The sequence below is a fragment of the Paenibacillus contaminans genome, from assembly GCF_003285015.1.
Lineage (GTDB): Bacteria > Bacillota > Bacilli > Paenibacillales > NBRC-103111 > Paenibacillus_V > Paenibacillus_V contaminans.
On sequence record NZ_QMFB01000004.1, the window covers coordinates 68,912 to 93,601 of the forward strand.

Here is a 24,690-nt window from a genome sequence, read left to right on the forward strand (position 1 = left end):
CTTCTTTGCGAATTCGCCTTAAACATAAATGGCCGATTCTCCTGCAAGCTGCCGCTTGATATGCAAACAATTGAGCGCTTTCTCCTGAAGATCCTGGCGCCTGTAATAGTAATGGTTCGTGGCTTCGTAGCCGATACGAGAGTCTCTGCTTACGAGCGCGTATAACGATTTGGCCGATTCCAGCTCATCCTCGACAAGTTCGGCCAAACGGCTCCGCAGCTTGCCGCGCGCTTTTTCGTCCTGTTCCTGAAGGAATAAATCCCGGAATCTTACGAACGAGACTTGATTAGCCGTGCTTTGAAAATGATAGTAAGCGCCCATTGCCGTATGGAGAAGCTCCGTATACTCCCTCCGGCTGCCGGCCGGCACGGCGGCTTCCGCTCCCAGCAAGATGTCCAAGCCCGACTTCCACTGCTCTGCCAGCAGCTGAAACTGCTTCTCGAACCGCTCGGCCGTATAAATGCTTCTCCAAGTGTTCAGATCGTCATAGGGAAAGCCCACCATCGAAGCCCTGTAGCCGGTCGGAGAAAGGTACAGCAAATTGGCCGGTCCCGAGTTTTGCGGGCCTGCATAAAGCGTTGTGATATGAAAAGGAAACTGCCGAAAGGCTTCGCTCAATTGTCGGATCGCCCCTTCGATCGGCTCCGCCGCTTCGCCGAATTTACGCTTTAGCAGCTCCGATTTCACTGACGGCACAAATCTATCTGCAGCTTCAAACGGATCGGTTGAATCGGCAGCGGACGTTTCCCAGTAATATTCGGAAGCCAGCTCGAGATTGGAAGACGGATACCCTCCCAGCGTCCAGCTTAACATCAGCCCCGTGACTCCGGACTCCAGCAAACGCTTCAGATGCTCCTCGACCAAATCCAACACAGGCAAGTAAGGAACGGCGGAGCATTCCCACGAATTGTTGAATTGCACCTTTGCGACCGATTCCAGCCCGCGCGCCGCTGCGGTTTCCCAGCTTATTTTCGATCTTTCCCCCGGTCCGACGATGGAAATCGAGTAATCCCGCACGTAGCCTTCCGTATCCGCCACAAACGTCGGCATCAGCTCCTCGCTTACGCACATGACGCGCATCCCGTCCGGAAGTTTACGAATCCCTTCGATAAGCGTTTCTTCCTTGTATTCGGTCCATGCCCAGGTGTAGCAAATGAGCTTTGCGTCCGGTTTGGCGCTGAAAGCCCCTTCGGCGATACAGCGGTTCAGCTCGGCAACGACGTCTATCGGCTCCCGTTCGCGGCAGCGGGCGCATGTCGTCGTTTGGCGGTTCGCATGCGAGTAGCAGTGCGTGACGTTTTCCGACTTCGTAATCGTAAACAGGCCCGCCAGCTCCGGAACCTCGGTAAACAAGCGCGCTGTGGCGCTGCGCAGATAGTGCTGAATATCGGGATGCGACGTGCAAAGCACGGCATGAATCCCGTCATGCGAATGCCCCTTCCATTCCGGGTAACGCTCGAAAAAGGAAAGCGGCATCTCTCTCGGTTCGTTGAAATACAGATAAACGCCGATTCCGTACCGGGCCGCCCGCTCGGTCAGCTTCCGCAAACCGTCAAGCCGCTTCTCCCAATGGACCGACAGCTCGGGCGCCGCATCCCAAGGAACCAGATTGTACAAAACCGCATGCAGCCATACGCCGTTCACGCCCAGCTCCGACAACGATTCCAGCAAGGCGTCGGGATACGGGTCTACCTCTGGATCGATCAAAGGGTCCCCGAATACCGCGAAATAGGAATAAATAAAACGCAGATCCATTTTCGTCTTGCGCTGCGTATGTCCCCGCTTCAGCAGCGGCGCACCGCGACTCTCCAACCTTTTGGCGATCCACTGCAAGCCCTTAAGCAGCCCCGGCTCGTCTACCGCCCGGATCGTTACGGCATGAGCCGACACCTCGATCGCATGGCTTTCCGCGAGCAAGCTGTTTTCCTTACGAATGACGAGTTGAATCGTATGAGCTTCCGGCGCGTCAGCCTTCTGCTCCGGATCAAGCTCGCATGCGGTCATCTCGATACCCCACCGCTGCTTCAAACGCCGCACGAAACGGTCGGCGAACGCACGCACATTTTTGCCTCCGGCCGGATAACAGACGCGCCAGCCGGCGTCCAGCCGGACGTCATCATTAGCAGCATCGTCAGCTTTAGCATAAGCATTGGCATGTTCATCAGCATTAGCAGCATTGGCACCAGCATCATCGGTTTTGACTCTGACGCTCTCCCTTGCAAGCATCCATTTATCATCGCGATCGCTATCCGCCGCAAACCGCTGCAGGAAGCCGAACGGCTTCTCCAGAAGCGGATGGGCGTCAGCGGGAAAATGCCGGGCGATCTCACGCCGAAGCTGCGCCGTCCTTTCTTCCTCCTCTGCGGTCAGCGGCCGATAATAAACCGCATCTCGCGCCGGCTTCAACGATCCCAGCTTGATCCAGAGGAAATCGTCCTCCTTCAGGGCGAATGCAAGCTGATCGGCCGTCCAATCCAGCAGCACAAGCAGCTGCTCGTACGCGAGCAAATGCCAGTTCGCCCGAATGAGGGTAATATAGCCGCGTGACAGCCATAACGGGTCCACCTCAGGGGAGCTGGGCAAGCCCATTCCTTCAGCCAGCTCGATCACCTGATCCAAGCTAGCCTCCAGTATTTTCGCGATCCGTTCGACCGGTACCATGCCCCAATTCCGCCACACAATCGCCTGCATCGCCGTCGGAAAATGCGTATATTCAATCGCGCTCTTCCCCTGGTCACTCCGAAACAAGTCCAGCATCGGCATTCTCTCTCCTATCTATAGCTGCCGTATCCAAAACCGTCCTTATCGTCCCGTCCGCCTCCAGACAATTCAGCAGCCACGCCTGACCTTCGGCAACTCCGCTGCCGGCCATGCCCGCGAAATCGCAGTTCATCATTTTCGGCTTTTTGGCGGAGACCTCATCGCTGATCGAGGCAAAAGGAACGAACGCCTGACCTCTTTCATTCATAAAAAGAGTGTCGTTGCCTTCAATTACACGCGTAATATGCGAGCCTTTGAAGGAGCTGGAACAGGAATAAAGATTGCTTTGAATGACAACATTGGCATTATCGTTTACGCTATTCGAGCTGTCTATAAGAACGACGCATGATCCCGCTTTACTATCCGCGTACCCGTTCTCCAGCATAAAAATGTTGTTGCAGACGTTCACGCTCCTATTCGAAAGCGTAAATTCCATAAAGCTGGTCGTACAATTCGAAATGATGTTGTTGGATATGTTCGTATTCCTAACACCGTTTACAACGATACCTTTTTCACAATTATCAACGAAGTTATTAGTCGCACTGCAGCTTTTACTAATAATCGACAGCCAAATGCCCATGCCGTAACCGAGCGGTTCACCATCGTTTCTTCCATTCCTGACTCTATTGTTGGCAACGATAACAGCCGAGCTGCCTATCCCATAATCCCCGCCATACACACAAATACCGTGAGAAACAAAGCCGTCGACATCATTGTTCAGGATCGATCCGTTGTTGGTAGCGGAAGCAAATACGCCGCCGTTCCAGCAATGATTGAACGTATTGTTCTCGATGACATACGAGTCGGAAACATGCGGACTGGTTTTCGAGTCATAGCGCATATCCCAATGCAGGGTTATCCCGCTTGTACTGTCCCGCTCTTGCGGCGATACGTTAGTCGGGATGACATAACCCACATTCCTGCATGTATTAGAGCTAAACTCAAAATTTGTATTCCACCCGTAATAGACAACGGTTGTACTGTACGTATCCTCAAATATACAATCGGATACATTGCAATTCGCGGTTCTATAAAAGAATATGGCTCCGCTCGCAACCAACTCATATACGGTAAACTTGCTATAATCATGGCTGTTTTTAGACCCGACAAACTTGATCCCTTTAAAGGTTACGTTTTCAACTCCACCTGCTTTGGGGATATTGTCCAAAGGATCGCTATCTGTCGTTAACCCTTGAGTAACCCAAAAGATTTGAGACAACACAATAAAATCGGAGCCGGAAGCATGCTCATATTTAAATCCGGTATGTGTCCCTGCGATTTCCTTGAAAATCCTCATAGGCTCTAGTTGAATAACATCCCCGCTCTTACCCGTTACAACCAATAACTCCAATTCGTTGCTTTTTAAAGAGATAACATCGCCTACATATACACCGTTCGGATTCTGTACAGTTACACTTGTACTGTTCACGGATGCGGCACTGGTTGTTTTAGTGTAAAATACATCTTTCGCTTTAATAACTGCATGATTCCCTATAATCGTAATATTGGATGGTACTACAATAGCCCTGCATCTATAGGCTCCGCTTGGAAAAAACAAAGTACCGCCAGTGGCTCTTATGGATTCTATAGCAGCCCGGACAGCATCGGTATCATCCATTTCTCCGTCGCCGGTCGCACCGAATAACTTCACATTGGCTACCTGATCCGCCAACGCCGCGGAAAGCTCTTGAGCAAATTTTTGCATACCATCAATATTCCTCCGAATGCCTGCAGCCTCCCCATTATTCGTCACGGATTCCTGCAATTCCTTAGACATGTCCTTTAGCTCCTTTTATCTGATACACACCCTGCGATTACACGACAGCACCGGAGCTATCCTTCCAATTCGCTCCGCTCCACCAGACAGGTTTGCTCAAGCTCGTATCGAAAAAGCAATAACCGACCGGCACGCCGGCTGGGCGGGCGCTCGTGGCGCCGCTGTTTACGACGGCAACTTCCTTTTCATTGTAGGTCATGACCGAATCGGCCAATATCGTCCTCGTTTTTCCGTTTTTGTCCATACAATTCAACAGCGATGCCTGACCGGCCGCAACTCCGCTCCCGTCCATGGCCGTGAAATCGCAGTGCAGCATTTTCGGCTTTTTAGCGGAAACCGTGTCGGAGACCGAAGCGAACGGCACGAACGAATTCCCTTTTTCGCCGACAAACAGGGTGTCGTTGCTTTTAATTACGCTGACAATACTGGAGCCTTTATAGGAGCCGGACAAGGAATACAGATTGCTCTGAAACATAACGCTCGCATTGTCGTAAGCGCTTCCCGAGCTGTCCAGCACCACGACGCTCGAGCCCGTTTGACTGTCCGGATACCCGTACACCAGCATAAAAATATTGTCGGAAACCTTCACGTTTACATTTCGAAGCGTAAATTCGATAAAGGCGGTCGTACAATTCGATATCGTATTGTCCGTAATATTCGCATTGCTCAAGCCGTTCACAACAATGCCTTTTTCGCAATTATCAATGAAGTTGTTGGCCGCACTGCAGCTCTTGCTGACGATCGACAGCCAGATTCCCATACCGAAACCAAGCGTATCGCCGGTATTTCGTCCGTTCCTGACCGTGTTGTTGGCAACGATGACCGACGAGCTGCCGATCCCCAGGTCTCCGCCGTACACGGCGATGCCGTGAGAAACGAAGTCGTCGACATCATTGTTCAGGATCGCGCCGTTATTCGTAGCGGATGCGAATACGCCGCCGTTCCAGCAATGCTTGAACGTATTGTTCTCGATCACGTACGAGTCGGAGACATGGAGACTGGTCTGCGAGGTATAACGCTGATCCCAGTGCATCGTCACCCCGCTGGTGCTGTCTCTTATTTGCGGCGATACACTGGTCGGAATGACGTAGCCTATATTCCTGCATGTATTGGAGCTGAACTCGAAATTCGTATTCCAACCGTAATAAACGACAGACGTACTGTACGTATCCTCGAAAATGCAATGCGAGACGCTGCAATTGGCGGTTCTATAGAAAAATAAGGCTCCGCCCGAGACCAAATCGTATACGGTAAACTTGTTGTAATCGTTGCTGTTTTTGGACCCGACGAACGTGATCCCCTTAAAGGCTACATTTTCGACTCCGCCTGTTTTCGGGGTGCCGTCCGCTGCGTCGCTATCCGTCGTCAATCCTTGCGTAACCCAAAAGATTTGCGGCATCACGATAACATTCGCGCCGGAAGCATGACTCCATTTGAAGCCCGTATGCGTCTCGGAGTCTCCTTTAAAAATCCTCATCGGCTGTACTTGAATCGTGCTCCCCGTTTTGCCCGTTACGACGATCAGATCGGTTACATTACTTTTTACTGCGACAACATCGCCTATGTTTATGCCGTCGGGATCCTGCACGGTAACGCTTGTTCCGTTCGCGCTCACAGCGCTTGTCGTTACGGTATAAAACACGTCTATCGCTTTAATGACCGCATGATTTCCTAAAATCGTAATGTTTGAAGGTACGACGACCGATCTGCATCTATAGGTGCCTCTTGGAAAAAATACGGTGCCTCCGGCAGCGCTTATGGAACCTATCGCATCCCTAATGGCAGCGGTATCGTCCGTCGTGCCGTCGCCGGTCGCCCCGAAGGACTTCACATTCGTGACAATATCCGCCAAACATTCCGAGCAATCCTGCGTAAATTCCTGCATCATTTCTTCCACGTTCCTCTTAATGCCAACGGCCTTTCCGTTTGCGCCGTCCCCTTCATCGCCGCCTTGACGGGCAAATACCTTTCCGCTTCCCAGCAGCGCCCCCGCCACCACCGCCGAGCCCGCTACGGTTAACAGTTTCCGCCTGCTCATCATCGTATCAATGACATTGTTATTCGACTTGGATTGCTGCTTTTTCTCAGTCATGATTTTAGCTCCTTAAATTAGGATATTTTCGCAATAATCAGACTCTTTAAGATGCATGTAACCAATCCGGTGAAGGGGACTTCCGCGCGCCGCTTCCGATCGAACAACTAGTTCAATCCGAAAAGCTTGATTGCATTTTCCCGAGCGATCTTATTGAACACGGCTTCGCTGATTTTATGAGTGTCGCGCCAATCGGTCAGCAGATCGATCAATGGAACGGGCATCGTCGGAAAACAAATATCGGTACCGAAAAACAATCGGTCCTGGAATTCCTCCAGAAATTTAGGACCGTACTCGGGATCTCGGGCTAAAGCATTGCAGGCCGTATAATCGGCCAAATCCCCGTACAAATTCGGGTATCTTCGGAACAGCTTGGGCACGACCCCTTCTTCCTTAATCGGCCCTTGCGGCAATCTGCCTACCTGGCCGCCGCCTAAGCGAAAAATAAACGATCGTTCCCCAGGCGTTTCCAATCGGCCGATCTCCGACCAAAATACCGGTCCATGCCCGAATATAATCAGATTCGGGTACCTTTGCAAAGTATGCTCCAATTGCGGCAAGCCGGGGTCGTCATACAAGCCGAAATCGCCCCTGATCTGATCCGAGCCGTCGAAGACGATCGGCAACCCTACGCGCTCCGCATGGCGAAACAAATTTTGTACAAGCGGATCCATCAGAGGTAAGTTGATCATGACCTCGCCAATCCCCTTGCAGCCTCTTTCCTTGTAATAAGAAAGGATGCGGTCTAGCGGCGCTTCCGCCGAATTCGTCAGAGCGCGCGGATCAACATTGCAGTAAGGAATAAACCGGTCCGGGTATTTTTCGGCCATGTCGAGAATATCTTCATTCGCTTGCGGGATATAAATTTCGGGACTTACGATCGGAAGCAATACTCCCTTCTCGATTCCCAATTCGTCATACCGCTCGATGAGCTGCTCCGCGCTGCAAAACTGAACGACGAAAGGAACCGGCTTTCTGTACGCATGCGCATGAATATCAATAAACAATTGTCCCGTCACCTCAAATCGTTATGTACGATCAACTAGTCGTATACGCCTGTATCCATTCCAGTACTTCATCATCGAACCACATTTCCGGGCTTTCCTTGAACAGCCGCAGCACATTGTCGACATAACGATCCGCACGAATGCTTGTAAACTTCGAATTTCCGCATGCGGCGTAAGTAACAAGCCCCAGCTCATCGAGCGTTTGCTGCGTTTTTCTTGCATCGTGAAACGGCCAAACGCCGGGTACATTGTGTCTGGCTATTTTTGACATTGCCGCGCACTTACGCCTCGGATCCGTTATGCCGCTGCAGTAATGCTCCATCAGCATATATTCCGCAAAATGCTTAAACGTGTTGTACATCGTGTCAATGCCGATAAAAACGATCAACGCTTTCTGTATGTACATCTTTTGCCATGGCGACGAGTAGGAAAAACAATAATCTCCAAACACCCCCATTCGCGGACCGTACGAGGAATGCTCCCTTGTCAATTCGGCTGCCTGATTCCCCCATGCGGCAACCGAGTGCGTCGCTTGATCGCTTCGCAGGCTGTCAGGCAGCAGGCGGAACGTCTCGGTAATGACCCCGACGTCGGAAGGCGAACGGTTGACGTCCCAATTCCGGTACGCATTGGGGAAATCCTTCTGCACAAGAGTCGGGAACACAACCGTACCGCTCTCCGTTACCGTTTCTTTAGCCGCATCGATGACGCTTTTCGGTCCGCCGATCACCTTGCCGAAGCTCTTCAACGAGGAGTGAATCAGAAGGATATCCGACGGTCCCGCTCCCGTTTCTCGGAAAGCGCGGACAATATCGTCTTTCGTTACAACTTGCCAATCTTGCATGATACATTCTCCCGCCCTGTCCAATAATATCGCCTTGCTCCCGCTGCTTTCATTTCCGTTTCGCTATTATGCTACATGGCCTCACCTCCATACTGAAGTCCGCCGTTTTCATTCTTTCACGCTTCCAAGCACGACACCTTTCATGAAAAACCGCTGCAGGAACGGATACAACAACAAAATCGGTAAAGAACCGAGAATGATATGTGCGGCTCTGACGGTCTGATTGCCGGCTTCCTTGATCATCTGCAGATCGCCGCTTGCCAGCAGCCTCGCATCGACGTTGATGACCACCGTCTGCAAATAACTTTGTAGCGGATAATGCTCCGGCTTGTTCATCAGAATCAATCCGTCGAACCATGCGTTCCAATGACCTACGGTCGTGAACAAAGTCACGGTGGCCAGCGCCGGCAAAGAAAGCGGGACATGGATGTGCCACAGCGTCTTCCAATAGCCGGCCCCGTCCATAAATGCCGATTCTTCCAGCTCCTTAGGCAAGCCGCGAAAAAAATTCAAGAGCAGGATAATGTTAAACACCGGGACGGCTCCCGGCAGCACGAGTCCCCAAATCGTGTCGAGCAGCCCGACCGTTCTAACCGTCATGTACCATGGAATGAAGCCGCCGCTAAACAGGATCGTAATGACAAGCAGCCATACGTATACCGTCCTGAAACGAAAATGTTTGTTTTCTTTGGACAACGGATACGCCGCCATGATCGTAAGCAGCATGCTGATCGGAACGCCGAGTGCCACCCGTTCAAGCGTAACCCGCAAGGATCGATGAAATTCCGGTTTGCTCAGTACGAAATCATAAGCTTGAAGGGTGAATTTGACCGGAAGCAAGGAAACCGTTCCGGCTCCCGCCGCGCTGCCGGCGCTTAGCGAGACGGCCAGCACATGTATCGGCGGAATCATGCACAACACCGCAATTGCAAGCAAGGCTGTATAAATGAGCATGCTGTACAAACGGCTGACCCAGCCGAGCGAGATTGTCACGAAACGGTCACCCCCTTTCCCCGTAAACGGATCAAAAAATACGATAATTGGCCAAACGGTAGGCAAGCAGGTAGGACGCGGAAATAAGCACGAACGAAACGAGCGATTTCATGAGCCCCACTGCGGTAGCCACGCCGTATTGCGAATCGATCATGCCGATCCGGTATACGAAGGTGTCGATGATATCGCCGCTTTCGTAGACGATCGGACTGTACAGATTGAATACCTGGTCGAATCCCGCGTTCAACACGCTGCCCAAGCTTAACGTCATCATCAATACGATGATCGGCATCATGCCCGGCAGCGTAATATGCAGCATCCGCTGCCGGCGGTTGGCTCCATCCATAACAGCCGCTTCATAAAGCGAAGGATTAATCGCGGCAAGCGCCGTCAAATAAACGATCGTGCTGAAGCCGAATTCTTTCCAAACGTCGGAAGCAACAAGTACATAAGGAAACCATTTGTTATCGCCCATAAAAAACACAGGCTTCAAACCGATTCCCGCAATCGCCGTGTTGACGATGCCTTTCAAAGACAAGAAATCGATCAGCATGCCGCTAAGTACAACCCAAGATAAAAAATGGGGCAAATAAATCAGCGTTTGGATGCCGCGTTTGATCCATTGCTTGCGCAACTCATTGAGTAACAGCGAAACGACGATTGGTACGACAGTTCCTGCAGCGATTTTCATAACGGCTATCGATACGGTGTTCCATAAAATACGCGGCACGCCGGGCAGTTCCATCACATACCGGAAGTTGTCGAGTCCGACCCATTCGGAACGGGCGACTCCTTTGGCAGGGCTAAACTCCTGGAAGGCGATTACGATACCGAACATCGGAATATAGCTAAATATCAAGATGAGTAACAGGGCAGGCGCAAACATGAGGTGCAGCGGAAGCTCCCGCTTCCACTTGCCCGATCGTACCGGTTCGGTTGCGCGCTTGCTCGCCGGCCCCGGTATTTTGTTGCGCAAGTCTTCTTCCCCTCCGCATCGGAAGCAGCTTCGCTTCTGTTCAGAAGCAGCCTCACTTCTGTTTCAAGTACCACTCGTTCACTTCTTGCGTTATTTGGCTGCCGCCAAGCCGGTTCCTTTGTTCCACAAACCGGTCGAATTCGTCAATCGGCGCACCCATAATAATTTTTGTATACGTTTCCAATTCTAATGCGAACGCCGTAGAGCCTTTCAAGGCCATCGTTTTGGTCGGCGTCCCGAAGAACGCGTTTTTGATCTGTTTGTTCTCGTTCAAATACCGGTCGAGAATGCCGAACGAGCCGCTGTCGCTATACACGCGCTCCATTCCCCAGTCGTTAACGTCGCCGGTTGTCCGGTAATTGACGATCATGTCGTAGATGTTTTTCTGATCGTAACGTAAGTTTGACGCATCTCCGTTCTTTAACGCCTTGGCAATATTCCGCTGCGTATTCAAGCTGTTTTCCGGCGGCCATACCTTGAAAGGAGCATATTTGAACGTTTCCAGCCCATTGTTGTTGAAAAATGTCGGAGTCGGATGGTCGCCATAGCCCTTTTCCGCATAAAGGTTGATCATCTTGATGAGCGCTTCCGGATGCTTCGTCCCTTTCTTCACGACATAGTAGTTGTAGATCATCGTAGCCGGAGTTTGTGTCAAAGCCGGCTTGTCGTCGGCCGAAACGAGCGAATAAGGGCGCCATTCCGCCTTGGGATCGTTTTTCTTGCTGTCGTTCAGCGGAAACATCGGGCTTGCCATGGAGCCGAACATAAAACCGATTTTGCCTGCTTTCACGTCTTCGACCGCTTTGTCGAAAGGCTTGACGCCGAACTCCTTGTCGATCAGCCCTGCTTTGTACATGTCCTGAAGCTTCTGCAGCACCGGTTTTATTTCCGGTTGAACGCTGCCATAGACGAGCTCTCCAGATGCATCCTTCAAATAAAATCTCGGATAAGCGTGATAGCCGCTGAAAAATCCTTCTAAATAAAGCTCCTTCGACAAAAACATGCCGTACGTGTCATGCTTGCCGTTGCCGTCCGGATCTTGCTTGGCGAAAGCTTCGGCAATCCGTACCAGATCGTCCATCGTCTTTGGTTCGGGTATATGCAGCTTTTGAAGCCAATCCGTCCGAAGCCAGATCATCTGGGCGTATTCAATCGCAGCGCCGCTTTCCGGAATCGCCATCAGCTTGCCGTCGATCGTCGCCGCTTTCAGCGGGTTGGGACCGTCCTCGAGATGGAACCGCTTCGTAAGAGCCGAAGCGTACGTTTCATAAATGTCCGTCAGATCCATCAGCATGTCGGCATCCGCAAGCTGCTTCAATTGACGCGAGTTCACCAGCGAAAATTCCGGCAGATCGCCCGAAGAGACCGCAACATTCATCTTCTGCTCGGCTTGATCGCTTCCGACTACCCAGACGTACTTCAGCTTGATGCCGAGCTCGTCCAAATACGCTTTCGTCCAAATATTGTTTTCAATCGTATCTCCCTTATCGTATTTGTAGGTACCATCGACGATCCGGGCGCTCGTAATCTCGATCGGGGGATCGTATTTGCCGGGCGGCGAGGTGGGAGGCGGGCTTTCCGCTTCCTTGCCGCCTGTTTCCATAGGGACAACTGCGGAAGGTTTGCTCTCGTCCACGTCCACTTCCGATTCCGACGTGGAACAGGCTGCTGTGAAGAAAAGAAACTGCGACGCTGCTATGACCGCTGCCATTCGGGTCCGCATGGCCGATCCGTTCATCGTTGTATCCCCTTTGCAAACAATGATTGTTTGTTACTTTGATTATAGAAACTGAGCGGAGCTGCGGCTATCGTACATTCTCAACTTTCGTCAACCGATTTCTACTTGTTGAATCGGTCCCGGTATTCCTGCGGCGTGATGCCTTCCCTGCGCTTGAACAGCCGGGCGAAATACGTCGGCGTTTCGATTCCGATGCTTCGGGCGATTTCGTGTATTTTCATCTGCGTTTCGGCGAGATGCGATTTCGCCCGCTGCATCCGAATATCATTAATGTAGTCGACCAGTCCGATTCCTGTCGTCTGCTTGTACAACCGCGACAAATAAATGGGGTTCAAGTACACCACATCGGACAGCGCCGTGAGCGATAAATCCCGGTCAAGATGATCCGCTATATATTGATGCAGCTTACGGATAACTTGGTGAGTCCGCTCTCGCTGATCCTCGATGCTTTCGTCCAAGAGCCGTGCGGACAGCTTGATCAAATCGTCAAGGGCTACCGTATAGGGCTTCTCCGCACGGAATTCCAGGATCGCCTCGATTCCGGCATCGGCTTTCAGCAAATGCGGCGCCCACCGGCTTATCTCGGACAATAGATGCGCGGCAACCGAATAATACACTTCAAGATACAGGGAAGTATGAAACCCTGATGCGAGGCATGCTTTCAGCTCTTGAACCACCTCCGCAAACCGGTCGTGCTGGCGCAGATCCGTCAATTCGATGTCGCTCAGCCGCCTAATGATCGTCTTTACCGTTTGGCGGTGACTGTCCGAAGCGGCGGCGGGAACGTCGGCAAACGGCGTCCCCTCGCACACGATCATTTCTCCGCTGCTGCCGAGGCCTCGTACGAGCAGCTTGCGCAAACGCTCGAATGCATGATAAAGCCTATCCCACATCACCGGACCTTGTCCGACGGCAAAAGAGACGGGGAGTTTGCACAGCTGCTTCATGGATGAGCGGATCATTTCCACCGTTTCCACAATAAACAAGCGAAGCTGATGCTCCCCGTAGTAAGGTTCAACCGCTTCCGAATTTCCTTCTTTTTCACTCGCTTGCACGAACATGGCGAAATGGGTACTATCGAGCGGAATCATATAAAATCGCTCTTTGACAAAATATTCCCCGCTCATATTCTGCAGCGCATAGGTCATCAGCGCCCGGTCCGCGGCGCTTTCGTAACCGCTCCAATCGTCGACGCGTCCGATAATCGGCCAGACCGGCCGGGAAGCGTCGAGCGGAATGCGCAGCTCGGCGAACGTTGCCGGCGCGATGTCCGCAGGCGCGAAAACGCCGTTGCAAATTTTGCGCAGATGCTCCTTGCTTAAAGCGGGGAGCGCCTCATGAAGCTGCTTGCGAGCTTGATCAATAAACGCTTCGCTTCGCCGTTCCGCATCCAGACTGTCCAGCGCTCTTCGCACGGCGTCGACGATATGGTCGTCTTCCTCGGTTTTCAGCACATAATCAAAAATGCCGCTTCTTAAAGCATTGTGAGCGTAATGAAAGTCGTTGTGGCTGGTCAAAAAAATGACTTTGCACTGCGGCCATAAACGATGTATTTCCCGCTGCAGCTGCAAGCCGTCCATTCCGGGCATGGCGATATCGCTTAACACGACGTCGCATTTCGTCCTCCCGAGCAGCTTCAGCGCCATTTTCCCGGAATACGCGCGATAAATGTCAAGATCGGCAAAAGCCGATTGTTCGAATAATTCGTAAATGCCGTCGACGATCATCTTTTCATCGTCCACAATCAGCAGCCTGTTCATTGCCTATTCCTCCTCTACTCTATCTTTCTCATCCTGAGGCTTCGAGGAAAGGGGAAGAACGACTTCCGCTTTCAACCCGCCCAGTTGGCTGCGCTCCAGCCGCACGCCGCTTTCATTGCCGAATTTGATGCGAAGCCTGCGATGCACATTGAACAGCCCGGTCGATTCGGGCGGCTCAAGCTCGGCGTCGAGCGCTTGTCTAAGACGAGGCAGCTCGGCATCCTCCAAGGAATCCCCATTGTCTTCTACACCGATGGTTAATACGCCCCCGTGTTCGCTTACTTGGAACGAAACGGCGATGATGCCGTCCTTCTCCGGATCGGTCAACCCGTGCTCGTAGCAATTTTCGAGCAGCGGCTGCAGGATTAGACGAGGGACCGGAATTCGCCCGACCCATGGCGGAGGATCGGGAAAATCGATTTCGACATGCCCGGCGTAGCGGTATTTTTGAATTTCGACATAGGTCCGGGCAAATTCCAATTCTTCCGTAAGCGGCACCTCTTGCTGACTGTTGTGCGTAATATACTGGTAATAACGTCCGAGATATTTGGCGAAGCGCATCACATTTTCCGTTTCGTGGACTTTGGCCATACGATAAATGATAAAAAAGCTGTTGTACAAAAAATGGGGATTGATCTGGAGCTGCAGCTGCTTCAACTCGGATATCCGCACGCGGTATTGATGTTCGATCACTTCATGAATAAGCACCTTCAGCCTGCCGATCATGCTGTTGTATTGCGAATACAAATAGGAAAATTCGTCCCGGTTTCTGCTGACGATCGGAGCGTCCAAATTGCCGTGCTCAACCTTTCGGAAGGCTACGACCATTGTGCGCAGCGGCCGATGGATCAAACGGTAGATCAAATAAGAGAACAAAACGACGACGATTGCCGAGACGATCGAAAGCAGCCAGTAGCCGTCTCTATACTTCCGCAAAGATCCGAGAACGACCTTTTCCGGCAGGTAGGTAAGCAATGTGGCGTCGAGAGAAGAGGATTGTTCGAAGGCTACGATATACGGCGTTCCGTCGACCGTAACTGTCCGGTAACCGGACCCGCCGGAAGCTTCGCGCTCTGAGACGGCTAACAATCCGAGCCCCCGCGCCAGCTCGGCTGCATCGATATCGCCTTCACCCTGCGTCCGGTCGGAAACCTGCCAGCGCAAGCGGCTGTCGAAGAGCACAACGCCGCCCTCCGCATTGTCGGAGAGCCGGCTGAGAACGCGGCGGATTTCCGCTTTGTCGATCTCCACCGCAATGACAAATTGCTGGTCCTCACGCCTGCCTATTTCCGGGTAGGGAACGCTGATGAACAAGCGGTCGCTGTAAGTCAGAAATGGCGATACATAACGGTTTGTCGGCTGCGAAAGCTCTCGGAACGCGCCTGGATCGATCGGATCGATGATATTGTCTGTGGATAAAGTCCGATCGATCGATGCGATCGAAATGCCGACGCTCAAAATATATGGATTCGATGTTTTTAACAAGCCGAGACGGCTTCTAAGCCTATTGATGACGATAGTCTTGTCGAAATCCTCCATAATGGCGGCGGAGTTGCTTAGCTTAGTCAAATCGGCATCGTTGACGAATTCCTGCTCGAGACGAATGATGCGGTCGAAGTCCGTTTCAAGAGAGTCCATATGGAACTGTACCCGCGAATATAGCGAGGCTGTAATCTGGTCTTTTACGCTGCGGGACGCCGAGTCGTTCATATTCAAGCTTAATGCGTACAGCGGAATAAGCACGATCATGAAAGCAAATACCAATTTCGCAAAAATCGACCGCATCATGTTTCTGAACCGGTTCATTCCACGTCCCCTTTTCTCCGCAGCCCGCCTTGAACGAAAGAAAATCGCCCCGTTTCGGCAAAGATCGAGTCTTTCGGAAGTCTTTTCCTCTATCATAAGAAAAATAAGGAGACATGACTATCGGACAATCTATACAATCGATGTCCGATTTCAACTAGTTTACAATCCGGGTTTTGCTTCTGAAGCGACTGCATAAAAAAAAGCTATAGAACAAGGCATACAGCCATGATCTACAGCTTTTTTTCTAATTGCTATTGCAGCATTCGATGAATAATCGTTGCCGCTTCCGCCCGGGTTGAGATCCCCTGCGGAACGAATGCGCCCGCTTCGCGGCCTTGGATCAGTTGAAGCGCCGCCGCTGCCCGCACGTATTCAACGGCCCAAGTCGCCACAGCCGATTCATCGCTGAAGGCGGATGCCAAGCTGCCGTCCAGCTTCACACCCTTATGAATAACGTAAGCGCGCATCATCATGGCAACCATCTCTTGTCGTGTAATAACGCCATTCGGATCAAAGACGGTTTCGCTTTTTCCATTAACAATCCCTTTTTGAACGGCAATGGAAATCGGTTCTTCGTACCATGCGCCTTTCTCTACATCGGTAAATGGTTGAATTCCCGATGGATTCGTTAGCTTCATTCCTTTAACAAGCAATGAAGTAAACTCTGCGCGCGTGATCGCACGATCCGGTTCAAACGTTGAGCTGCTCGTACCTGAAATGATATGCTTCGCCGTTAGTCGTTCGATGACATCGGCAGCCCAGTGAGAAGCGGAAACATCGTCAAACGACTTTTTGAACTCCAGTACCGCATATTTACTGAAATGGCGAATGTCGATAGAGATTTGACCGTTAACCGTTTCCCCGCCGATATACGACAAAGAGCCGTCATCAGCAATGTAGTATACACCGGCCAGATTCTCATTAACAGAGGAATCCACCTTGAACTGTAACGTTAACGGTTGATTGAAGACAGTGAAATCGGTTGTTTCTCCGCTTTTGGTGACAAAGGATAATCCAAAATCAATAATTTCGCCGGAAAGCTTGATCGAAGCATGATTGGAAGACTGGAGCTGCCCGATCAGCTTCGCGGATTCCGAATGCGGCAAAACGTCCATTTTCAACTCGATCGTGCCGGTCTCCAAAGCTTCCTTCGATATGCTGCCGGTTAATTGCTCCAACAATCCGAAAGGAATTTCCAGTGTTAAATTATCTTTTACGACCACTAACGGATTTGGTCCGATAACTTCAATCGCATCGGCCGGAAGAACAATTCGGTTGACGTTTTGCGGAACGATAACCTCAACTTTTCCATTCGCAGCAGCCTTTTGAAGCTCGTTACGGTCTATTACATGCACGTTGTTGCCGGTTGACGGTGTAGAGGAATGATCATTATCGCCACCACTTCCATCGGTTCCGGAAGACGGCTGTTCCGGTGATTTCTCAAGACGAGCGATGGCAGCTTCAGCCGCTGTCAGCACGGACAGATTCGTAATGTCTGCATCTATCGCACCTAAACTCTTCGCTTCGTTCACTGCCGCGCGGGCCGCTACAACCGCCGTTTTGTCCGCCAGCATAATGGCGGCAGGCAGTGACGCTATTGCGGACTTCGCTTTTTCGATCGCCTGTTCTAATGGGGTTGGCGTTGGCGTCGGTGTTGACGTCGGCGTCGGTGTTGGTGTTGGTGTCGGTGTTGGCGTCGGTGTTGGTGTTGGCGTCGGTGTTGACGTCGGCGTCGGTGTTGGTGTTGGTGTCGGTGTTGGCGTCGGTGTTGGTGTTGGCGTTGGCGTCGGCGTCGGTATCGGCGTTAACCGTTGATTGATTTTGTATTCCAGCTTTGACTTGCCGTCTATTGCCGTTACACGGATGACCGTTTGCTTCGATTCCGGAAGCACCTCCGTCGAAACCGTCGCTTGCACTTGTGTCGCGGTCGCCTGAATATTCGCATTCGTTGGTATCGTTGACGTATATTCCAGCACTCCCGGGGAGAAGCCTTCAAGCGCCGTTCCGTTTACGGTAATGGAAGACAAAGTCGCATCGGTTTCCGGCACAGCAATACGGGACAATGAGACGCCTGCATCCGGCGCGTAAAAAATCGAACCGTCTATTCCGATCGTCATGCTATTCAAGAAATCATTAACGATAATTTTGTATTGCAGCGTCTCCGGGTCAACGGCAATAATTTTCCGGGACAGCGTCGTATACAGCAAACCGTCCGGCGCCCATCTGAGGTGGAACGGCATCCATTTGCTAGTGCTGTATGTGCTCGGTTGAATCATCTTGCTCTTGACGATCTGCTTCGTCTTGACATCCATTGCAAAGATAGTGCCGTCTACCGCTCCCCACAGCAATCCATCGGGACCGAAAGTTAGTTCTCCGATCATGCGGGGGGCCTCGTCGATGCCGGGAATGTTCAGCGTAAATTCGTCAATCTTTTTCTCATTCGCTACATCCCATACGAAAATTTTGGCTTGCGGTTCGGAAGGTTCGATTCCAAGCCCTCCCCAAACGGTCGTACTGCCGTATAGGAGCCCATCCTTATAAGCCAAACCGATTATGCTTTGGTTTTTTACCACTTGATCATGATCATACTGCTTCCATGTATCCGCAGCTTCATCATAGATAGCCAAAGCCCCGCCCAGAAAGCCGTAATCCGGCACCGTTCCGACAAATAGCTTGTTATCGCCGGAAGTGATCGCGAACGGACGATCCTGATGGGAAATTTTATACTCGTACTCCGGGTTTTGGTTCAGCAAAACGGGTTGAGTCGGATCGTAGCTATACATAATGGCCGATACATAAGTGCCGTAATAAACCTTATTATTCATAAATCCGATGCCTTCCGGCTGTGCAAATGAAGATACGTTCACATCGGTTTTGTTCGTGAACGGATTATAAATGCTCATCCCGCGCTGGTATCCGCCAAAGTACAATCTCCCGTCAAAGCCGCGCTCTATGCCTTGGATTCGAACCGGCTGCGGGTCGATCGCCAGCTCAACGAACGAAATCCAGTTATCCTCCGGATCATACAGCATGTATTCGCCATATTGCGTTACCATAGCGAGTACGGTTTTTCCCGCTTTTTCGCCGCTGTTCAATTTGATCCATGTCATGTCTTTGACACGGGTCGTATCGGGAAGCGGTACCGCAAGCGGAATTTCGGTCGACTCTTTCGTGCGGATATTGTATTTATAAAGCTTCGTTACATTTTTGTAGTAAATTTCATCGGTATTTTCGGGGTTTGGCTCCGCGATCATATTACTGTACGTGAAGGTGCCGTCGATCGTATTCGTTTCCAAATCCCAAACAACCATGTTCACCGTGCTTACGGAAACAAACAGCTTGTTTTTGACTTTGAATACATCGGCAATCGTATTTGTATTGCCGCTATGCCCGGGAATGACGATTTCCGTTTTTTCGCCGGTTACACGATCCACCTTGAACAATTGAACCGTCGTTCCAAGCCCCGCATAAATGTATTGCTCGTCGACAGCTATTCCCCTTACATATTGCTGCCCGGACTTTACGGTGCCATAATTCCGGAATCGTTTAGCCGCAATATCGTACTCGAACAATTTGCCGTGCGTATCCGGGTTATACGTTCCTCCGTAAATTTTACCGTCGATTTCTTCAATATCCCACACCCAGTTGTCCGCGGTATTGTAACCGAGCGATTCCACCTTCATTTCGGCCGGTAAATAGCGGTATAAGGTTCCGTCTCCCGTGCCGGCAAAATATACGTTTTTATCGGAACCGATGGTCATGGCCCATGTCGCTTCTGTTTTTGGAATATCTTGTTTAAATTTGAGCGCTCCTGTTTCGGCATCTACAGCATAAAATGTGCCTGGCAAACCATTCGTAACGAAGTATACCTCGTTCTCGCCTTTCGCATTCGTTTGAATCGCTCCCGATTGCCCAAGGTTTACATTAACCATAGGTCCAAGATTAACCGGCGCTTCATATTGACGATCGAGCGGCACCTCCGGCGGTAAAACTTCCATGGCGATATCATCGAAATAAGCCTCCGTCAAACTCGGCTCGCCCGAATACAACGCAGCCTTAGCATAAGCCGCCCCTGCCGGAACGGTGCTAATAATTCGCATTTCCGTCCATTTGTTTTTACCCAATGTCACACTTCCAAACAATTCTTGTTTAGCGCCAATTTGTTCCCCGGCCGTGTTATAAAAGTATATTTCCGGGACAATATTGTGCGTTTGATTGATTACATACACGTTCGATTTCAATGTAACGGTTGTGCCTGGAGTAACCGAAACGCCGCTGCTGATTACCCTTAATCCTGCTGTCGTGGAAATATCCTTGAAGTGCAGGCTTTTTGTTCCGCTGCGGACCGGATCACTAGACAGCTTGATTTCCCCGCTTGTACCTGCAGCTATACGCCAACCTGGAATATTGCCGTTTTCCAATGCGGCTTCAAATCCCGGATTGACGATGGAAGCGGCAGGTCCCGGCTCCTGTGGAGTGGCCGGTACGATCGTTACGTTAGCATCGTCGACGTACACTTTGGTGAGGCTTGGAAAGCCGGAATAGAGTCCCACTTTGACGTAAGCCGTATTCGCAGGAGCCTTCGCGCTGACGGAAAGATTGTGCCACGCTCCGACAGGAACAGCGGTATTGCCGTAATTCACGAAAGTATTCGGCGCGATTTCCGCTCCGGCAGCCGTGTAATAATGAATAACCGGCTGAATGCCATGCGATTGATCTGCGGCTGCAGCTTTGTATACGTATACATTATAGGAAACCGTATCGCCGGCAGACGCTTTGATGGAGTTGCTTAACATTCGAAATGCGCCGATTGGTGAGGTACCGTTCACTTTATCTTGGAAATATAAGCTGCTGGAGCCCGTTCTTGCCTGTGCGCTGCTGATTTCAATGCTGCCGTTCGCTTCAGTAGCCGCATCGACGGTCCAGCCGGGAATCGCTCCGTTCACCGGGGCAGCTTCAAATCCGGGGTTTTCCAGGCCCGATGTCGGTTCCGACGGCGCAGGCGGCTCCGGATCAGCCGATACAATCGTTAGTTTAGCGTCGTCGAGATATACCTTTGTTAGGCTCGGGAACCCAGAGTAAAAGCCTACCTTGATGTAGGCGGTATTTGCCGGCGCTTTCGCATTGACGGAAAGATTGTGCCACGCTCCGACAGGAACAGCGGTATTGCCGTAATTCACGAAAGTACTCGGCGCGATTTCCGCTCCGGCTGCCGTATAATAATGAATTACCGGCTGAATGCCATGCGATTGATCCGCGGCAGCGCCCTTGTATACATAAACATCAAATGTCACCGTGTCGCCAGCTGATGCTGCAACGGGGTTGCTTAACATTCGAAATGCGCCGTTTGGCTGGGCGCCGTTCACTTTATCTTGGAAATATAGGCTGTTGGAGCCCGTTCTTACCTGTGCGCTGCTGATTTCAATGCTGCCGTTCGCTTCAGTAGCCGCATCGACGGTCCAGCCCGGAATAACACCGTTTTCCGAATTCATTTCAAATCCCGGATTCGCGAGACCGCTAAGAATCGGGCTGCCCGTCCCGTCAACTGCCGCAGCAGCTGAAGGAATGGAGATCATTCCGAACACGAGCGAGAGACAGAGCAGAAAGACAAGCAAGTGTTTGGGCGATTTTTTCGTCACTCGGATCACCTCTTAATCGATTTTAGAATTGGAGCGCTCCCAAATTGAGCGATACATATTTTTTTCATGGATATAAAAATTGAACTTCCGCTTGCAAGCTGCGAAAACTTGGATCTACGGCACGAAAGACACCCCTTCCGTCCATCTTAATGATTGTTTCAAGTTGATGCTGAGAATAGATCATCACCTCCTTTACAACTTCCGATCCGCCCATTTGCCGGAGAGCGTATCGGCCATCTCGACGATGTGCTGCCCGAATCGCTGCGGCTCGCTCCCCGGGGTTAAACGGAGCTGCTGCATCAGCTTCCGGATGCTTTCCTGCAGATCGGTTAACATAGCGACAATTTGCGCCTTGCGCTCCTCCGTCGCATTCGCTTTTTCCGGGTCGACAACCCTTGCCGGAAATAAGGGAGTATTCCAATAAGTGATCTGCCCCAGCTTCGATTCGAGCTCCTTGAATAAAAATCGGACGGCCTCCCGCTCCCCTTCCGGATAATAAGCGTAATAATCCCGGGCAATCCCCTCGATGTCGTCACTCCATAGGGCGCGGCAAAACACATAACTGTTGAAGCTGTGCACCCATTTCCATGGATAGGGATCCGCCCCCCTATACGGAACAACCAAATTGACGATACCGTGGACTTGGAGCTTTTCGTAAAAAGCGATATCCGCCGCAATACGGTTCGGCAAAAACGCAAACAGCTGCGAGAGCATAAAGTGATCGCTGTAATATTCAAATATCGTCAGCTTGCGCCCCGTTTTTCGAACAGCGTTATTCCAATCCAATAAAGCTTGCTTCGCCCTCCCGTCCGTATCACGCGGACTATCGTCGTACCCGTGCCGGTAATCCCGGCCCCAATAAGCGAGAAGCGTATCCGCAATGCGGGAGGCCTCCGTATCGTTTCGCTCCAGCATGCTCCAAGAGAGCCCGGCATTGTAGGCAATATGCTCGACTTGTACCGTCAATCCCGCCTGATGAAAGCAGGTATCCAGCTTCTCCGTAAATTGGAGATACGACTCCAGGAAACCGCTTTCCTCCTTGGCGGCAATATCCTCCGGCCATAAAGAAACCCGGGTCAAATTCGGCACGTTCCGACAGTAAGCTGCAATATCGTTCAGCAGAAGCTCCTGCAATCCGGGATCCCGGAAGTTGACTTGCGCTTTTGCCGTGTACGGATGATCTGGAATCAGATTCGGGTACCGATCCATTCCTTTTTTCAAAAAGAACATGAGGCTGTGGCCGCCGAGCGTGACGGAAATGCCGCGCTTCGCAATTTCCGGGGCGATTTCCCCGCCAACCTGATCCCACAAGGAAAATGTAAAAAACAATTCGTTAATTTTATTTTTGCCGAACCAATCGATCATCGATTTCAAATAGTCCGGCTCGTTGATCGTCTCAAATACGAAGCCCCTTCGTTCCATTCTCGGCGAATAGTGCCGATACCGCTTCAGCCCCGTCCCCGGTGTACCCGGGGTATACTTCTCTTGAAAGGAGCCCGCCTTGGCGATTGTCGGCTCCTGAACGGGATAAATCCAGTGAAAGCCCCATTGTTCCTGGGCGTACTGATAAACGGCATATAAGGTGGCTCTCTCCGATCTCCCGGAAAGCATCCATTCATCCTCGGTCTCTATAATGACAAAGTCGTCCGAATGACGGCCTTCCCCATTCAACGCCGCTTTCAACAAACCTGGCTTACGGTTCTCCAGATCGCCCCATGTCCCGATCCAAACCTGCTCAGGGGCGGGGTCCGGCTCGAATCCCGTAAGCTTCTTGCTCTTGTCCAGCAGCCTATACCATTCCTCGCCTGCAAACGACAAAACCGGATGCTCTCTAGGAAGTTCAGCTGTGTTCATGAAATCCTCGCTCCTTCCTCGGTTCCCAATTCGGCGCCGCCTTTCAGCAATCGCTCTTGCAATTCGCGGATAGGCACGTCGATTGCAGCGCACCCGTACCGGGCAGCCAACGCCGCAGCAGCTCCCGCCGCCTGACCGATCGCCATGCAGCTCGGCGTCAGTCGAGTTGTCGCCTGCGCTTCGTGCGTCGTCGAGATACATCTTCCTGCAAGCAGCAGATTCGAAATTTGCAGCGGCACGATACTGCGGTAAGGAATGTCGTAGGCGCCGCCCTCGCGGATGAAATTAGCCGTAACGCCCTTGCCTTCCGGGTTATGAATGTCAATCGGATAGCCGCTTCTTGCAATCACGTCATCGAATCTTCTTCCGTCCAGCACATCCTCGCCGCTAAGCACATAATTCCCGATAATTCGACGAGTCTCCCTGATGCCGATCTGTGTGCCGACAGCCGATACTTTCGCTTGCTCAAAGCCGGGAATCCGCTCTTGGAAAAAGCGTTCCAGTAAAAGCACCTGCCTGCGCCCTTCGATTTCCGCCTTCGTCAAGTCTTCGATCTTCGTCGGATCGAGCCCCGAAACACGGGATACGTTGATAAGCACTTCATCTTCGTTCGGACCGGTGAAAAATAAGACGCCTTCCCGCTCGATCGGCAAATCGGCCTCCTGCCATTTGCTGTAGAAGCCCATCACGCCGGTCAGCGGCAGCTCATCCAGCTCCGCAATCATCGATTTTTTGTAAAATTGCTGAGGGTTCTGCTGCATGTATCGCTTCACCTTATCCAGTTCTACGCCTCTCATGCGGAATTTCATCGTCATAGGCTGAACTTTGTTGTCCGCATTCCCCTGCTCCCATGGAGCGCCAGCCATATAAGCTACGTCGCCGTCGCCTGTCGCATCGACGAACACCTTCGCTTTGAGCTCGGTTATCCCGCTTTTGTGCTGCAGCATTACGCTGCTTATCCGGCTTTCCTCCGTCTTGACGCCCGTGGCGGACGAATGCAGCAGCACGTCCGCACCTGCCTCCTGCAGCATCTCTTGCACTACGACCTTATACATCTCCGGATGATAAGGAGTCAATGTATGAACGAATCCGATCGTATCCCGCAGATGCCCGGGCGACGCTCCCACCGCCATTAACCGGTCCACGATTTCCTGCGCGATGCCTCGAATGACTTGCTCTCCTGCTGCGGAATGAAACGTCATCCACGGATATACAAGCGCGATTGTCGACATTCCCCCAAGAAATCCATAACGCTCGATGAGTATCGTCTTGGCGCCGTTCCTTGCAGCGCTGATCGCTGCCGCGACCCCAGCCGGCCCTCCTCCGAGTATCGCCGTATCGTATTGCAGTTGTTTTTCATTCAAATGGCTTTTGTCATTCCTCTCTGTCTTTTTGGAGCGCTCCCATTCGTGCCCAAAAGAAACGGGCCAGGCAAAAAGCGCTA

13 protein-coding genes are annotated in these 24,690 nt (G+C 51.6%); all 13 read right to left on the reverse strand.

The window, feature by feature from the left end; all coding sequences use genetic code 11:
* Nucleotides 1-18: 18 nt before the first annotated feature.
* The 13 genes from DQG23_RS09145 to DQG23_RS09205 all read right to left on the reverse strand — a co-directional run bounded on the left by DQG23_RS09145 (nt 19) and on the right by DQG23_RS09205 (nt 24,610).
* Nucleotides 19-2,757: an alpha-galactosidase gene (locus tag DQG23_RS09145; RefSeq protein ID WP_113030531.1), complete on the reverse strand. Its 2,739-nt coding sequence runs from the start codon at nt 2,755-2,757 to the stop codon at nt 19-21.
* On the reverse strand, nt 2,735-4,537 hold the full coding sequence (locus DQG23_RS09150; RefSeq protein ID WP_113030532.1) for a right-handed parallel beta-helix repeat-containing protein: 1,803 nt from the start codon (nt 4,535-4,537) through the stop codon (nt 2,735-2,737). The genes DQG23_RS09145 and DQG23_RS09150 overlap by 23 nt, the downstream gene beginning before the upstream one ends.
* Before the next feature lie 37 nt (nt 4,538-4,574).
* Complete coding sequence (locus DQG23_RS09155) at nt 4,575-6,629, reverse strand: right-handed parallel beta-helix repeat-containing protein (RefSeq protein WP_113030533.1); 2,055 nt, start codon at nt 6,627-6,629, stop codon at nt 4,575-4,577.
* Between the two features lie 107 nt (nt 6,630-6,736).
* The gene (locus DQG23_RS09160) at nt 6,737-7,636 is read right to left on the reverse strand and encodes an amidohydrolase family protein (protein ID WP_113030534.1); all 900 of its coding nucleotides are present in this window, start codon (nt 7,634-7,636) and stop codon (nt 6,737-6,739) included.
* Between the two features lie 31 nt (nt 7,637-7,667).
* On the reverse strand, nt 7,668-8,480 hold the full coding sequence (locus tag DQG23_RS09165) for an AAC(3) family N-acetyltransferase (RefSeq protein WP_113030535.1): 813 nt from the start codon (nt 8,478-8,480) through the stop codon (nt 7,668-7,670).
* A gap of 108 nt (nt 8,481-8,588) precedes the next feature.
* Entirely contained in the window at nt 8,589-9,434 is an 846-nt protein-coding gene (locus DQG23_RS09170) for a carbohydrate ABC transporter permease (RefSeq protein ID WP_113030792.1), read from the reverse strand.
* A 70-nt stretch (nt 9,435-9,504) separates the two neighbouring features.
* The gene (locus tag DQG23_RS09175) at nt 9,505-10,359 is read right to left on the reverse strand and encodes an ABC transporter permease (RefSeq protein WP_113030793.1); all 855 of its coding nucleotides are present in this window, start codon (nt 10,357-10,359) and stop codon (nt 9,505-9,507) included.
* A 142-nt stretch (nt 10,360-10,501) separates the two neighbouring features.
* The gene (locus DQG23_RS09180) at nt 10,502-12,187 is read right to left on the reverse strand and encodes an extracellular solute-binding protein (RefSeq protein ID WP_113030536.1); all 1,686 of its coding nucleotides are present in this window, start codon (nt 12,185-12,187) and stop codon (nt 10,502-10,504) included.
* Nucleotides 12,188-12,288: 101 nt separating this feature from the next.
* Complete coding sequence (locus DQG23_RS09185; protein ID WP_113030537.1) at nt 12,289-13,947, reverse strand: response regulator; 1,659 nt, start codon at nt 13,945-13,947, stop codon at nt 12,289-12,291.
* Between the two features lie 3 nt (nt 13,948-13,950).
* A complete protein-coding gene (locus tag DQG23_RS09190) occupies nt 13,951-15,753 on the reverse strand; it encodes a cache domain-containing sensor histidine kinase (RefSeq protein WP_158560368.1) in 1,803 nt (600 codons plus the stop codon).
* Between the two features lie 251 nt (nt 15,754-16,004).
* Complete coding sequence (locus tag DQG23_RS09195) at nt 16,005-21,392, reverse strand: S-layer homology domain-containing protein (RefSeq protein WP_113030539.1); 5,388 nt, start codon at nt 21,390-21,392, stop codon at nt 16,005-16,007.
* A gap of 192 nt (nt 21,393-21,584) precedes the next feature.
* Nucleotides 21,585-23,246, reverse strand: a complete 1,662-nt coding sequence (locus DQG23_RS09200) for a hypothetical protein (RefSeq protein ID WP_113030540.1) — start codon at nt 23,244-23,246, stop codon at nt 21,585-21,587.
* Nucleotides 23,243-24,610 (reverse strand): FAD-dependent oxidoreductase, encoded by a 1,368-nt coding sequence (locus DQG23_RS09205; protein ID WP_113030541.1) that lies wholly within the window; start codon nt 24,608-24,610, stop codon nt 23,243-23,245. Before DQG23_RS09205 ends, DQG23_RS09200 begins: the two co-directional genes overlap by 4 nt.
* Between the last annotated feature and the right edge of the window lie 80 nt (nt 24,611-24,690).

What these genes read in the sequence shown, in the direction of transcription:
- DQG23_RS09145 (WP_113030531.1), bottom strand. Translation starts at nt 2,757, where the DNA reads ATGCTGGACTTGTTTCGGAGTGACCAGGGGAAGAGCGCGATTGAATAT.
- DQG23_RS09150 (WP_113030532.1), bottom strand. Translation starts at nt 4,537, where the DNA reads ATGTCTAAGGAATTGCAGGAATCCGTGACGAATAATGGGGAGGCTGCA.
- DQG23_RS09155 (WP_113030533.1), bottom strand. Translation starts at nt 6,629, where the DNA reads ATGACTGAGAAAAAGCAGCAATCCAAGTCGAATAACAATGTCATTGAT.
- DQG23_RS09165 (WP_113030535.1), bottom strand. Translation starts at nt 8,480, where the DNA reads ATGCAAGATTGGCAAGTTGTAACGAAAGACGATATTGTCCGCGCTTTC.
- DQG23_RS09170 (WP_113030792.1), bottom strand. Translation starts at nt 9,434, where the DNA reads ATGCTCATTTATACAGCCTTGCTTGCAATTGCGGTGTTGTGCATGATT.
- DQG23_RS09175 (WP_113030793.1), bottom strand. Translation starts at nt 10,359, where the DNA reads ATGTTTGCGCCTGCCCTGTTACTCATCTTGATATTTAGCTATATTCCG.
- DQG23_RS09180 (WP_113030536.1), bottom strand. Translation starts at nt 12,187, where the DNA reads ATGAACGGATCGGCCATGCGGACCCGAATGGCAGCGGTCATAGCAGCG.
- DQG23_RS09185 (WP_113030537.1), bottom strand. Translation starts at nt 13,947, where the DNA reads ATGAACAGGCTGCTGATTGTGGACGATGAAAAGATGATCGTCGACGGC.
- DQG23_RS09190 (WP_158560368.1), bottom strand. Translation starts at nt 15,753, where the DNA reads ATGAACCGGTTCAGAAACATGATGCGGTCGATTTTTGCGAAATTGGTA.
- DQG23_RS09200 (WP_113030540.1), bottom strand. Translation starts at nt 23,246, where the DNA reads ATGAACACAGCTGAACTTCCTAGAGAGCATCCGGTTTTGTCGTTTGCA.